Genomic DNA, 13,264 nt, shown 5'->3' with positions numbered 1-13,264 from the left:
AATAGTTAACAAAATCTGTATCTATTTATTTATATGTTTGAATTTAATAAAACAGAATGTTTGTCTATTAGCAGTTTCAAAGTAATTACATGAATTAGTTGAATTAGTCAAAACTTTCTGTTTATAAATTTATTTTTTACTAGTAAATTCTATTAATAAATCTTCTGTTCTTTTAAGCTGATTACTTCCTTTCCATTCATCATGACCAGGAATTACGTATACAGCTTTTTTAAAAGTCTTTCTTGTCCATTGCATATTTTTTAGCCATAGTTCTGGATCACCATCTTTGTAGTTTCCTATTGATTCCGCCATAACACTTCTCACAAAACAGCCGCCATAAAGTACTTTTTGATCGGGAAACCAAATTAAAATATTATCTTTTGTATGACCTACACCAGGATAGATAATCTTGAAACGAATGTTGCCTAAATTTTGTATTTTGTTAATTTGTAATACATTCTCAGCAACTACCATATTATTCTCCTTAAGAAATTTATTGGTTAATGATGTGGCATAAGTAGGAATGTCTTTTTGTATAAAAAAGGAAAAACCTCCAGCTCTGTCATCATGCCAATGCGTACCAACAACCAATTTAATTTCTTTCTTAAACCTTACTCTAATGGTATCGACAAGTGTTTGATAGTCTTTAGGATTCCAAGGAGTATCTATTAAAATTGCACCTTCTCTACTTAATACAAACATTCCATTAGCAGGATAGGATTTTCCCTGATAAGTTCCATAGGAAGTATAAATATAAAAATTACGAGTCAGTTTTTCTATTTTCAAATCTTGTGCATGTATTATTCCCAATAAACTAAAGCAGACAAGTAAAAACATTCGGTATATTATTGTAACTAAAATTGTATTCATTGTTGTAAAATTTATCTATTAGTAAACAGTAAATATTGGCTAAAACTTTCTATTTTCATTTACTAGAAATATATATTTATTGACCAAGCCAATTATGAAAGTTTTTTTGTTATTTAAAGCAAATATAATTTAATTTTTATTCCTACAACTATTTTTATATTTCAAATACATCTTTACCATAGTCAACGGCTTACCCATGCCGCTTTTTAATTGATCACATACTTCAGGATAAATTAATAATCCAGTTTCCTTGATCTTGAAAATTGATAAATACAAGCCGTCTTCTCGCTTTTCAAATTCATGGTTTTTAATAAGATCTTTCATGAATTCATCTACCTTTTTGTCTCCTTTTAAACTTTTTAGCTTCTTAATCAGACCATTATGAAATTCTTTAAGTTCTTCATATGTAAATGCACTTAAATCTTCAAAAATAATCTTCTTTAGTGCAAAAACTGAATTCATTTTATTCTGTAAATTTGTAAACTTATGATAATATTTATTCATTTTTCTTCGCTATTTCTAGTAATTCTCTCAATGTCTGTAGCTGTTCATCTGTTAGTTTGGAATAATCTATTGCAATAGGTTTTTCCGGTTGTTCATTTTCTTGTTTATCTCTCCATGCTACTGCTTTTCTGTTTTTTAGCCAAAATATAGCACTTGTCGGATCTGGCGGATAAACTTTTCTAACTGGTATTCTTTTAATATTCCCCTCTACAATTTTTATTTCTTCCGAATCATGCTCAAAACCTAATGCACGTTGGTAAAGTCTATCGGCTACATTAGCATCTGCATATTCCTTGCCTTCTTTTATGGACTCAAAAAAGTTAGGGTATTCTAACTTCCAATTATTAATAGTTGTTTCGGTTACTCCAAAAAAACTTGCAATGTCCTTATCCGTAGAACCGAGTAAACAAAGTTTACGTACCTGATCATTATACTCTTCTTTATATTTTGTGGGTGCCCCATCTTTTATTTTTTCCTTCTTCATTTCTTTTAACTTTTATATTGAACATTAAAACTCACATCCGTTACGATGAAAGGATATTGAGCCTGTAAAAAATCTAACGCATAGGTTGTCACGTCCTCTATACCATCATCGTAGTTTTTGTGTGGATTGAAAGGAAATTGCTTAATATGCGCTATTGCATCCTGATATTCAGGGTTAGGGTGATTTTCAAACCAATGTAAAAACTTAAAGATATGCCTTACTGATTTTATTCTTTCTAATTTGTTTTTCGATTGGTACCGGGGTTTGAGATTATAAATCTTGTAAGTCAAATCATTATCAATATATGATTGGTTGTTATTACTTTCTACATAATTATTAGAAGTTTTGTAATCCTTTGTTTTTTGAATCAAATTACCTTCATTAGCATGTAGGCTATTTTTGTTAAAAATAACGTCAATTACATAAGCTTTACCTTGTTTAACTCCTAAAAATAAAGATCCGTAAGAATCTTCTCCGGTATCTTTAAGATCGGTAAATGAGAATGTCGCTTCGTAGTTATCATTGGTTTCTGATGTCATTGTAACGCCATCATAGTACATTATCTCATCTTGTGAAGCAATGGCCTTCTGTAAAAATTGCGGATCAAATTTATTTCCGGCTTTCCGTTTTTCATTTACCAGAACGGCGCTATTCATCCTGATGGGGTCGAAAAGGCCGTTAATGTAGAATTCTGCAAGTTCCTTTGGGCGTACATCATCAGTAAGCATTGCAGGTAGGATAATGTCTTCGTATTGGTTTGGAGAGAATTTCGGCTCTTCGTAATATTTACCGTGGAAAAGATAATCCGTAGCATCTGCCATTCCGAGCCGCTGCATACAATTGATAAGGATGTAAGATGTTTTGGATTTTACCCTTGTTAAATAAGCGTCAATACCGGAATTTGTAGCTTTCAATTCCCCCAAATTTACCAAATCAGTGAATGCCTGTATATCGTCGAATATGATAATATTAAAGTGCTTTCCCGTGTTTTCCTTTGACAGGGTTGTATAAGTATGTCTTTGGCCTCCTTTATTTGTTTTTATAACAGTTCTGGTACTGTCTTTTGCTAAAATATTTCCGTATATTTCAATGAAAGATTCTGAACGTAGTATATCATTGGTCTTGTCTGCAAAAGCTTCAGCATTCTTTGATGCTCTGGTAGCAACCAAAATGAAAAGCGTTGGATCTACAACACCAATAGCCCAAGCCGTGAACATTCTTGAAATTATTGTAGATTTTGTAGTACCGGGGGATATATTTAGGTTAACGTGTCGGCAATCATATAGGAGCTTTTCGTAAGTGCTTTTAATAATCCCGTCAGCTTCCAAAAGCTCATTAAACGGAGTGTTTTCTTTTTGTGAAAGAACTTCATAAATCGTTTCTTCATCTAAGAATTTTTTTATTCTTTTCAAATCAGGAATATTCGAGTATAAAAGCTCTTCAAAGGCCTGTAATTTTAAAAGAGAAAAAACTTTCTGCTGAAGCTTATCACAGATGTATTTTATATGCCAATTATAGATGAATTGAGCATGTCCTGGTTCAATAACATGTAGAAAATATTTGAAGAACTTAAAAAAGCTCCTCTTGTGTTCTTCTTTCGTCAATGCTTTTTCATCAATCATAATATTGCTCTACATTTAATATTATAATGAACGCAACTTAAAGAAAACAATAAACCTGGATATTAAAATAGAAGCGAAACAAAAGATATAATGAAAGCGGGAAATTGCTCCTAAAAAGTTTAAACAAGTTTATCATATTAGATACAATCGAGGCAAAAATCACTTTAATCAAAAGAGATTTTTCTCTACTTGAAAAAGTCTTAACATCCGAACCGTTTATTGAAGGTATTAATAATATTCCAGAATTTGACTTCTATCATTTTACTCATATCAGATTGAAAAATCCACGTACAAAAAGTCATAAATAACAATTAAAAAATTAAAGGAATACAGATCGGAAATATATTTTTCTATGTTATCTCTGGAATTTTTTGATAATTATATGGAGAAAAAAGCACGAAATTATTTAGATGTAGAAGTTGATATTTTTATTATGCTAAATAAAATTTGCATGAGGTAATAACATAAAAATTATAAGAATGTATTTTGATAAAAAATCACTCCGTTATTAGTCAAATTTCATAAAATAAATATGTGTTAAAACTATTAAAATTTGGTTAAATGTAATTTTTAACGAAAAAAATTATTTATTTTCGCTGAAAAATATAAAATTATTACTAATAATGAAAAAAATTATTTTAATTGCAGCTATGGCTGTTTTTGGGTGGTCTTTCGGGCAAAAGAAATTATCGAATTCTAGGGCTGGTTTAAAAGCAGGTATTCATTTAGGAATTCCCGTTGGAGATGCTTCGGATGTTTCAGATGATAATATTGGTCTAGATGTTTCTTATCTATGGAATGTTACCAAAAACCTTGATTTAGGGATAGCAACTGGATTCGATCTTTTTATAGGTAAGTTTGGGCAAATTTATACCATTGATGTGAATCAATTGGGCTCTATCCCAGGAACGAGCTACAATGAACACATTGAATACACAAGTTACTATGAAGATATTGGGTATATACCTATTGCTGCAACAGCAAAATATAACTTTAGCAAAAATTGGTTTGCTGGTCTTGATTTAGGTTATGCTATCTCTACTAGTAGTAGAACAGATGGTGGTTTTTATTACAATCCTAAAGCAGGTTATCAATTACCCAAATGGGAATTCCTTGCATTCTACAAAGGTGTTGCAGACAATGGATTAAATATTTCTTCAATAGGTATTGGGGTTAATTATAAATTCAAAAGTAAGTATAAATAAAACAATGGACTGCCTCGCGCAGTCTTTTTTTGTATTTGTTTTGAAAATCCAGAAGGCATTTCGTAAATTTTTATAACCACAAAAAACGTTAAAAGGCATAAGATTTCTATTGGATATTACGATTACACATTAAAGAGCCAAACTTTTTATGGTAAAAAAATATGTCTAAGACTTTTTTATTTTACACACTCAAGTGTTCTTCTCATACATCATTTTGCTATTATGAATAAAAATTCTTCCCGATCTGAAATTATTTAGTACTTTGGCCAATGGGTCATTTTCAAAAATCTTTCCTTTTGAATCTTCTATGTAAATAAGTCCAGAATTCAATTTAATAACACAGCTGTTTTGATTAAATCTATCGTAAAGGTCATACAAATAGTCTTCTTAGAAAATTGATCATTTATCACAGTATTATTTTCTATTCTCGTGATTCTTTTAAACCAATTCACATTTAAAAACTTCGTGAATCTATTTTATTATGTACAGTAACTAAACAACAAAAATATTTTGTAAATTTTAAAACTTTCGTTATGAAAAGAAAAATCCCTAACAAATTGATAGGGATTTTACAGAAATTACTTTATTTCTTCCTTCTTCCTAATCATTCGGCACCTGGCTATTAATACTATGCATAATAAGTATATAAGAATTTATTATAATAGCATCAAGTTTTCAGTCTATCATAATTATAGTATTTTACCTTTTCCAAAGAAAAAAGATCTTGATAATGAAAAAACCTTCATCGATTGCTATTGCTTTATTTTTCGATGAGGATCTTTTGTGAAGCAAATGACCCGTCTTTAAAAAAGATTTTTAAAATATAGCCTCCACTTTGCAAAGAAGAAACATTCATATGATCTGCAGAGTGATATTCTTTTACCAACCTTCCTTCCATACTGAAAATTTCAGCACGGGTTACCTGCTGCAGAGCCTCAATTTTAATGAAATCATGAGCTGGATTAGGAGAAACCCTAAAAGTATTTTTTACAGCAATCTCTTCTGTGGATAGAGATTCTGCAATATTCACATTAAAATCATATGCATTTCCCATCGTACCGTCAGGGAGTGGGGGGAGTGGAGGAGGCATAATTATTACAGAGGTACTACAAGCGCCCATGACATAAGTAGAAGTGTAGTCTCCATTACCCTGACGTCTTATAAGTCTTGCTCTTGTATTCCCTGTAAGCGCTGCAGCGGGGATCGTAAAGTTTTTTGTTATAGGAGAAGCAGTTTGACCGAAAACGGGTAGGCCCGCATTGATCGTATTGCTGTTCTGCATCACAATTTCTGAGTCCTCAAAAGTATTACTGTGATCGTAATCAATCCACAGGGCAAAATATATAGGTTCCACATCATTCAACGAATATGGATTGATTGTAATGGTATTATTCCCTGACTTTGTAAGATTTCCCAATACCACGGTATTATAATATTTATAAGACGGACTATTAGTTCCATATGCGCCCATGCTTCCGAAGGATAACGTTACTCCGCCAATGGTAATATCCTTAAACATATTATTATAGGCTGCCCCGAATTCTGCGGTACAATACGGTGAAGGATCTGTAATTTGGCTTTTCGCCATGATCGCTGTAATAGATAGCGCTAATGAAAAAGACAATTTTTTAAACATATATTTAATTTAAATGATTAATGTAAATATTTAACTCATAACTTATTGCTGCTTGATTGCAATAATCATTATGACACTGAATCTAATTTAAAATATAATCTCACTACCATTGGCTCACGCCAAATATATTTCAGTTATTAAACAAAAATTGTAAAACTACTTTGATATTATTCACTTACAAATACTACAGAATTGCTACCTAATATTAGGGCATGATTTCTTACACTATTATATCTTTAATAGTATGAAGAATAACAGTTTATAGTTTAAAATTTGGGTGGTAACTTTAAGAGAGTAGTGAAGTAATGCATTTTCGATAGCTCAAGAATCAATATCTTTAAGAATATCAATATTTCTAACACTGAAAAAGATTTTATTTATTTTATAATGAATACAATAATAGACACATTACGCAGTGCCAAGTTCTCATAAAGCTTTCGATGCTATGATGGATTACAGTTTTAATGGAAATGCCAGTGTTAAGAATGTAGCTCTTGATAATAGCTCAACTGCACAAGTTACAATGCCTTTCTGCAACGAACAATAAATACTCCATCGGGGGTCACAGATAATCCAACCTCGAAACATTTGTAATAAATAAACCATTTCTATGTGAAAGCAGTACCAATCCGCGAGGCAATTATTGCAATTAGAGCACGAAAAAACCTTTATTTCACAGTGAACGAAACAACCTCAAAATCGTATAACAATTTGCTATATAGAAGTGTTAAAAACTTTCAGCATTTTTTGCAGACCATTTCCTGTTGAAAATATTACTACTATTGAACATTCAGGTCTACTTTCTTTTGTTTTTATTAAGAAAAATGATAAAGAAATACTACATCTCCAGTATATGCCGGCTTTAACTCGCCTTTTATAAAAAGTTGGGCCCCGACAACAGCTTTTACGGTTCCTTTAAGATTGTTAACCGATCTGATAGTCGCCTGCAGCTGAACCTCACTGTTAACTTTCACAGGTAGACCAAATTTAAAACTTTCTATACCGTAATTAATTTCCATATTAATGTTTCTCACCTCTGCAATCTGTTTCCAGAGATAGGGAATTAAGGATAGTGTTAAATATCCATGAGCTATCGTAGAATAATATGGACTTTCCTTGGCTGCTCTCTGCTCATCTGTATGGATCCATTGATGGTCTAAAGTTGCATCCGCAAACCTGTTGATCTGATCCTGATCAATGATGTGCCATGAAGAAGCTCCAACCATGCTACCCTCCAGTGATTTGTATTCATCAAAATTGTTGATAATAATCATTGTATTGTAATATTAATATTGCAAAGAATTCAATAATTTACTTAAATGCTACTCAAAAAAATCTTACACAAATTATCAAAACCTCTCACAGAAGCAAGAGGTCATGAACATAAAAAGCGATGTAAGTTATATCAATATTTGTCAACAAAATATTAAAATATTCAAGTATAATATATGAGTGTAATAATAGTGTTGTTAATACAAATAATTTTATGCGCGTCGTTTAAGCGGTTTTTAAGCTACGCTAATTTTACATTAATTGCATTTAAACCTTTTTCGCTCTTTTGAATATCAAAACTTACTTTGTCATTTTCACGAATTGATCTTGAAACCAATCCCGAAGAATGTACAAATATATCCTTACCCCCGTCTTCAGGAGAAATAAATCCGAAGCCTTTTGCTTCATTGAAAAATTTTACTGTGCCTTGTTGCATTGTAATTATTATTAAAATTATTTGATAATCTGTAAACTTTACAGCCTTATTTTTAAAATGTACCTACAGGCATGGTAAAACCTATCAGGCCTTGGATGTTTTTCAGATCCATGTGTTCATCTGCAGTACAGAATGAAATTAAAGAGCCCTCACTTCCTGATTTTCTGACTCTATCGATTCTTTGAACATAAGTCTGAGGAATTGTCGGTAGATCATAATTGACTATATGTAATAGTTTTCCTAAATCAATTCCTTTTGCGGCAATATCTGTGGTGATCAAAATTTGTATCTTCCCGGTTTTGAAATCATCCAACACATCATTTTTAGCAATTTGACTTCTATTTCCATGAATAGCCCCTGTATTGATCCCGGCTTTTTCAAGCTGTTGCACCAGCTCATCAGCAATATATTTGCTGTGGGTGAAAACCAAAAATCCTCTTATTTTACTGTTTTTGAGCAAATCAATCAATAATCCTGATTTATCTCTTTTTTCAACAAAATACACGCACTGCGAAATACTTTCTATTGTCACTCCTCCTGCTTCTATCGAAATCTCTACAGGGTTTCTAAGTAATGATGAAACATATTTCCTTACATAATCTGAGGTTTTTGTACAAAAGATCAAAGTCTGTATATTTTTAGGAATCAGTCCCCTAATATTTTTTATTATATTGTTTACCATTTTCTCAAGCATTTTATCCGCATCATATAAAACCAGAATTTCTACTTGAGAAAAATTGATCGGTCTTTTTTCAACAATTTCCAATAATCCTTCTGGAGTTGCTATCAGAACATCCACTCTTTTTCTAAAGGCTGCGAGCTGGTTTTCTGCCAATTCTCCATTAATACATAGATGCAAGAGAGTGAGATACTTGCTAGACAAGTTAATTTTATCCTGAATTTCTAAAGCCGATTGATCTGTAGGTGCAAGTACCAAAACCCTAATCTTTGTATGCTCGGTAGGATTTCTTTTCAACAATTGTAATATAGGCACTGCAAATGCAGACTTTTTCCCACTCCCTTTAGGGGCAGATGCGAGCAAATCTTTTCCTTCTAAAATACTTGGTATTACAGCATTCTGTATATCGGTTGGCTTTGAATATCCTGCTTCCGTAACTGCCCGGATAATAGGATTAATTAACCGTAAATTTTTGAAACTTATCATAAATTTTGCAATCCCTTTGTTTTCCGGTAATTGCTCCTCTAAGGATTATTATTGTGGTAAGAATTATTAATTCTATATACTTAACTCACGTAAAACTTTTTTCTATTAAAATTTGAAGCTTATAAAATTTAAAACCTGTTTTAAAGAAATCAGCTGACAATCGGGCACTGAAAAAGCAAAACTGAATGATAAAAATATGATTTAAATTATTGCAGAATAGCGAAGGCAGAAGCCTGTTTTATAAATACCTGACAAAGGTAAGATAAAACAATTTAAGAATAATACAATATAATTAATTGATTATCAAAAATATATTCATATCTTACGCACAAAGCAAGTTATTTGCAATGTGCGGAAAAATTTATTATCAATTATAAATCCACATTAAAACAGGATTTGTAGAATTTTGCAGCATCGGATCAATTTCTTTCATGGCATTATCCGAAACCGTTGGGCAGCCCCATCCTTCGGGTGAGCCGTTAGGAAAAATTTCTTCATCATTCATCATATCCCACGAATGAAAAACGATGAATCTTTTTAAAGCATTATTATTGGTACTTTCCAAGCCATGCATCAGATACTTCACATGAATTCCCCAATCACTATACTCTCTACCCTGCAATTTGTATTTTCCTAAAGCAGAAAGATGGCTTCCATCTTCATTACTGAATTTGGGGCTGTCTTTTGAATAATCCTTGCTCCAAGGATTTGAGCCGCAGCCATGCCCAACCAGGTATCGTTTTGAAATCGATTTTGTTTTAAAATCCCAAATGAAAAAACGCTTAATCCCAGAATGCAGACTCATATCGATCAAAATACAAAAATCTGTATTAAAACCCTTTGATTTGCAGAATTGAAAAGCTTCTTCAGATTTTAATTTTACTTTATTGAAATCCACCTCAGGCTTCTTTTTAATAATGCTTGTCATACCATTTTTATTATCAAAAACTTCCCTTTTTAATTCATTTTTACAGGAAATCAAAAAAAATAAAATAAAAACTAAATAAAATAATCTCATTGCCTATTTATAATGAAGAAAAATACCGTAATCAGTCGGGGTCCAGAATGCCGCTTTTTGTCCGGCTTCTTTCAATGCATCATTAGACCAAGTATTGCAGGTATTAAGAAAGCTGTATTTACCTTTTGCATCATAAAAGGCATCATTGTTGCCATAGACTGCATCCGTAGGGACTAAAATATAATTTCCGCCGCTGTCTTTATCAAACTTTTTATCTACAAAATCCACCAGATTTTTATACTGATTTCTGCTAATCATGATCATTTTACAATTATTATCTTCTTTCATTGTCTTATAATAAGTACAATGCATTGCAGATTCGCTAAGCCAGAAAGCCGCTTTGAAGGCCGTTGAAAACTTGAGATCTGACCAGGTAGGCGTATCCAGATAAAATCCTTTATCACCCCAGCCAATTCCTACAAAATTATAATCAGTCTGTTTTGATCTTATATTATTAAAAGGAATTTTTGTGCTCCAGTCCTGGAGGTCGTTTTTTACTGGCATTACAATGTCGGTATGAACCCCATTGGTATAGATATAAACGGGAATTTCCTTTTTTTGACCATCCTCCTTCGCAGAAACTTCTATAAAAGGCAATAAGTAAGCTAATGCTACGTACAGAACAACGATCCCAATAATAATTCCTAAAGTCTTCAGAATGATAAACACCATTTTTTTCACATCCGTGTTTTAATATAGTTAATAAAAATTTAATTTATAATTTTCCGTAAAAGTATTTGTTTTAATCGAAATTTTCACTAAATTTAAATACAAAACATTCACAAATATGCACAAAAACACGAAATCAAACAAAAGATTTAAAATAAGAGTAAAAGTAGCTCCAAAAAGAATACAAAAAAGACGTTGATTTTTGGTGAGATCTAATCTCCTGAGAGTTATTTTTTTTCTTTTTAGAACTTAGAATAAGGGCTTTTTAGTCTTATTTGTAAAAATCTTTACCTCCTTAAAATCAAAAAAATTTAAGGATTGGTCAGTCACCCTTTTTATTCTGGAATTTCAAAATTTCCAGATAAGGGTTTATCAACCAAAAGCAACCTATTTTTTATCTGAAGATTTCTGTAAAAATTCAATATTCCTTTTTAATCCTGCGAATTTAGTTCGTTTAACAGGTGAATTTTTGAAAATTTCTGAGAACAAATCCTGGGTCAGTTCCTTCCATTCTCTTTTTTTAAAGTTTTTTAATGCTTCATTTGGATTAAATTTGCTTTGATGGTGGGGTAATGAAAACCTGTTCCATGGACAAACGTCCTGACAGACATCACATCCGAACATCCAGTCATCCATTTTATCTTTAAAGTAATTCGGAATTTCATTTTTCAATTCAATGGTTGCGTAGGAAATGCATTTGCTTCCGTCGACAATTTTTTCTGAAACAATAGCTTCCGTCGGGCAGGCATCGATGCATTTTCTGCAGGTTCCGCAATGATCCGTCGTTTCATGATCCGCAATCAGCTCTAAATCACAAATAATTTCCGCCAAAAAGTAAAACGAGCCACTTTGCTTCGTAATCAGGTTGGCATTTTTCCCCACCCATCCGATTCCTGATTTCCGGGCCCAGCTTCTCTCCAAAATCGGCGCCGAATCGACAAAAACCCGAAACCCAAATTCCCCGATTTCTTCCTGTAATTCAGCAACCATTTCGCGGAGAATATCTTTAATAATGTCATGATAATCTTCTGCATAGGCATATTTTGAAATCTTAAAATTCTCAATTGTAGAAATTTTCTCTTTCGGAAAATAATTATAGGAAAGTGAAATGACGGATTTTGAGCCTTCAACCAATAATCTCGGATTAAGTCTTTTATCAAAATAATTTTCCATGTATTTCATTTCTCCATGAAAATTATTCTTTAGCCAAATTTCTAATGGCTGGGCATCTTCTTCCAGAAAATCAGCTTTTGAAATACCACAGCTTTGAAATCCAAAACGTTTTGCCTTGGATTTAATTAATTGAGAATATTTTTCAGCAGATGAATTCATGACTTTACCTTGCAAAACTAAGATTATTTTATAAATTTGTTTGTACTTTGAGTCATTGAATTGCTGTATGGCTATTTTTGATGGCTTTGATCTAATTTTTAACCATAAATATTAATCTAACTATGTCTTTATCAGAAGTTTTAAAATCAGGAAACTATGAATTAATCGACGTTCGTGAGCCAATGGAATTGGAAATGGACGGCAATATAGAAGGTGCTAAAAATATCCCTCTGGGTGAGGTAGAGGACAGACAGGACGAGATTTTGTCTATAGAAAAGCCGGTGGTAATTTTCTGTCGAAGCGGAAACAGAAGCGGAAAAGCACTGGAATATCTGAATTCTCAGGGCTTAAAAGATGGCTACAACGGTGGCGGCTGGGCTGAACTGAAAGCTACGATCGAAGCAAATCAGGGAACTTTTTAAAAGTTCCTTTTTTTATTTATAATCTCTTCGTCCTTTATTAATTCATCAATAAAATAATAGATATCCTCACGGTCGTATTTGTCTGGAAACTGGTACCCGTTGATGAGAATAATTGGGGTGAAATTCAATCCGGCCGCTCTGTTTTCCGCAGACATATTAATTAGAGACGACAAATCTTCCTGAACGGAAATACTTCCGGCTTTTTGTTTTATTTTGTTTTCATCTTTGGTTTCAAACCAATATTGGAAAGTGTTAAGGAATTCTTCTTCCGGCTTGTTTTTATAGATATGCATAAAGTCAGAAATAAGTCCGATGATAATTCTTTCTCATTAGTCGAGCTTGAGATAATTAACGAGTTGTCAATCATGATTTTATCTAATATTATCTTTCAAAAAAATTTCCAATTCTTCCGGTGATATGTTTTTTTGATAGTAATTATCACAACTTGAATAAATACTAAAAGCTTGTGGACCTGATATCTTACCTTTTATATTTAAGATACCATTTTTTGTACCATATTCTTGATTTGATGTTGAAGTTGTTTAAACTTTTAATTTTTTGATTAATCTTAAAGAAAATGCTAAAAAATGCAGATTCTTCCAAGTAATATCCAACGTTTCAAATCTTAT

At 32.0% G+C, this 13,264-nt stretch carries 14 protein-coding genes; 2 read left to right on the top strand and 12 right to left on the bottom strand.

Going from position 1 to position 13,264, the window contains the following annotated elements; translation table 11 throughout:
- Positions 1-129: 129 nt before the first annotated feature.
- From bla to BW926_RS12555, 4 genes are all read right to left on the bottom strand, one after another.
- On the bottom strand, positions 130-870 hold the full coding sequence (bla, locus tag BW926_RS12570; protein WP_076447552.1) for a subclass B1 metallo-beta-lactamase: 741 nt from the start codon (positions 868-870) through the stop codon (positions 130-132).
- A gap of 129 nt (positions 871-999) precedes the next feature.
- Positions 1,000-1,332, bottom strand: a complete 333-nt coding sequence (locus BW926_RS12565; RefSeq protein WP_143756551.1) for a hypothetical protein — start codon at positions 1,330-1,332, stop codon at positions 1,000-1,002.
- Between the two features lie 34 nt (positions 1,333-1,366).
- Positions 1,367-1,858 carry a terminase gene (locus BW926_RS12560; RefSeq protein WP_076447549.1) on the bottom strand — a complete coding sequence of 164 codons (492 nt, stop codon included), beginning with the start codon at positions 1,856-1,858 and terminating at the stop codon, positions 1,367-1,369.
- 5 nt (positions 1,859-1,863) lie between these two features.
- Positions 1,864-3,480, bottom strand: coding sequence for a hypothetical protein (locus BW926_RS12555; RefSeq protein ID WP_076447548.1), 1,617 nt, complete (start codon positions 3,478-3,480; stop codon positions 1,864-1,866).
- A 623-nt stretch (positions 3,481-4,103) separates the two neighbouring features.
- Here BW926_RS12555 and BW926_RS12550 point away from each other — a divergent pair.
- The gene (locus BW926_RS12550; protein ID WP_076447546.1) at positions 4,104-4,685 is read left to right on the top strand and encodes a hypothetical protein; all 582 of its coding nucleotides are present in this window, start codon (positions 4,104-4,106) and stop codon (positions 4,683-4,685) included.
- 760 nt (positions 4,686-5,445) lie between these two features.
- Here the strand turns inward: BW926_RS12550 and BW926_RS12540 are convergent.
- From BW926_RS12540 to queG, 7 genes are all read right to left on the bottom strand, one after another.
- Positions 5,446-6,321, bottom strand: a complete 876-nt coding sequence (locus tag BW926_RS12540) for a T9SS type A sorting domain-containing protein (RefSeq protein ID WP_076447543.1) — start codon at positions 6,319-6,321, stop codon at positions 5,446-5,448.
- Between the two features lie 815 nt (positions 6,322-7,136).
- Positions 7,137-7,595, bottom strand: a complete 459-nt coding sequence (locus tag BW926_RS12535) for a MaoC family dehydratase (RefSeq protein ID WP_076447542.1) — start codon at positions 7,593-7,595, stop codon at positions 7,137-7,139.
- A 239-nt stretch (positions 7,596-7,834) separates the two neighbouring features.
- Entirely contained in the window at positions 7,835-8,029 is a 195-nt protein-coding gene (locus BW926_RS12530) for a cold-shock protein (protein WP_076447540.1), read from the bottom strand.
- A gap of 52 nt (positions 8,030-8,081) precedes the next feature.
- On the bottom strand, positions 8,082-9,194 hold the full coding sequence (locus tag BW926_RS12525) for a DEAD/DEAH box helicase (RefSeq protein ID WP_083672325.1): 1,113 nt from the start codon (positions 9,192-9,194) through the stop codon (positions 8,082-8,084).
- 367 nt (positions 9,195-9,561) lie between these two features.
- Positions 9,562-10,122: a murein L,D-transpeptidase catalytic domain-containing protein gene (locus BW926_RS12520; RefSeq protein WP_228403449.1), complete on the bottom strand. Its 561-nt coding sequence runs from the start codon at positions 10,120-10,122 to the stop codon at positions 9,562-9,564.
- Positions 10,123-10,215: 93 nt separating this feature from the next.
- Positions 10,216-10,893 carry a TIGR02117 family protein gene (locus BW926_RS12515; protein ID WP_076447537.1) on the bottom strand — a complete coding sequence of 226 codons (678 nt, stop codon included), beginning with the start codon at positions 10,891-10,893 and terminating at the stop codon, positions 10,216-10,218.
- A gap of 375 nt (positions 10,894-11,268) precedes the next feature.
- Positions 11,269-12,213, bottom strand: coding sequence for a tRNA epoxyqueuosine(34) reductase QueG (queG, locus tag BW926_RS12510; RefSeq protein WP_076447536.1), 945 nt, complete (start codon positions 12,211-12,213; stop codon positions 11,269-11,271).
- A gap of 122 nt (positions 12,214-12,335) precedes the next feature.
- Here queG and BW926_RS12505 point away from each other — a divergent pair, with 122 nt between their 5' ends.
- Positions 12,336-12,635: a rhodanese-like domain-containing protein gene (locus tag BW926_RS12505; protein ID WP_076447534.1), complete on the top strand. Its 300-nt coding sequence runs from the start codon at positions 12,336-12,338 to the stop codon at positions 12,633-12,635.
- On the opposite strand, the gene BW926_RS12500 is transcribed toward BW926_RS12505, so the two are convergent.
- Positions 12,632-12,928, bottom strand: a complete 297-nt coding sequence (locus BW926_RS12500) for a thioredoxin domain-containing protein (RefSeq protein ID WP_228403448.1) — start codon at positions 12,926-12,928, stop codon at positions 12,632-12,634. The genes BW926_RS12505 and BW926_RS12500 overlap by 4 nt on opposite strands.
- Positions 12,929-13,264: the final 336 nt, after the last annotated feature.

The sequence above is a fragment of the Chryseobacterium sp. RU37D genome (assembly GCF_900156075.1).
In the GTDB taxonomy this organism is placed as follows: domain Bacteria; phylum Bacteroidota; class Bacteroidia; order Flavobacteriales; family Weeksellaceae; genus Chryseobacterium.
Note: the sequence above shows the minus strand (reverse complement) of the source record. Positions and strands in the feature narration are given on the sequence as shown.

What these genes read in the sequence shown, in the direction of transcription:
- bla (WP_076447552.1), bottom strand. Translation starts at nt 870, where the DNA reads ATGAATACAATTTTAGTTACAATAATATACCGAATGTTTTTACTTGTC.
- BW926_RS12565 (WP_143756551.1), bottom strand. Translation starts at nt 1,332, where the DNA reads ATGAATTCAGTTTTTGCACTAAAGAAGATTATTTTTGAAGATTTAAGT.
- BW926_RS12560 (WP_076447549.1), bottom strand. Translation starts at nt 1,858, where the DNA reads ATGAAGAAGGAAAAAATAAAAGATGGGGCACCCACAAAATATAAAGAA.
- BW926_RS12555 (WP_076447548.1), bottom strand. Translation starts at nt 3,480, where the DNA reads ATGATTGATGAAAAAGCATTGACGAAAGAAGAACACAAGAGGAGCTTT.
- BW926_RS12550 (WP_076447546.1), top strand. Translation starts at nt 4,104, where the DNA reads ATGAAAAAAATTATTTTAATTGCAGCTATGGCTGTTTTTGGGTGGTCT.
- BW926_RS12540 (WP_076447543.1), bottom strand. Translation starts at nt 6,321, where the DNA reads ATGTTTAAAAAATTGTCTTTTTCATTAGCGCTATCTATTACAGCGATC.
- BW926_RS12535 (WP_076447542.1), bottom strand. Translation starts at nt 7,595, where the DNA reads ATGATTATTATCAACAATTTTGATGAATACAAATCACTGGAGGGTAGC.
- BW926_RS12530 (WP_076447540.1), bottom strand. Translation starts at nt 8,029, where the DNA reads ATGCAACAAGGCACAGTAAAATTTTTCAATGAAGCAAAAGGCTTCGGA.
- BW926_RS12525 (WP_083672325.1), bottom strand. Translation starts at nt 9,194, where the DNA reads ATGATAAGTTTCAAAAATTTACGGTTAATTAATCCTATTATCCGGGCA.
- BW926_RS12520 (WP_228403449.1), bottom strand. Translation starts at nt 10,122, where the DNA reads ATGACAAGCATTATTAAAAAGAAGCCTGAGGTGGATTTCAATAAAGTA.
- queG (WP_076447536.1), bottom strand. Translation starts at nt 12,213, where the DNA reads ATGAATTCATCTGCTGAAAAATATTCTCAATTAATTAAATCCAAGGCA.
- BW926_RS12505 (WP_076447534.1), top strand. Translation starts at nt 12,336, where the DNA reads ATGTCTTTATCAGAAGTTTTAAAATCAGGAAACTATGAATTAATCGAC.
- BW926_RS12500 (WP_228403448.1), bottom strand. Translation starts at nt 12,928, where the DNA reads ATGCATATCTATAAAAACAAGCCGGAAGAAGAATTCCTTAACACTTTC.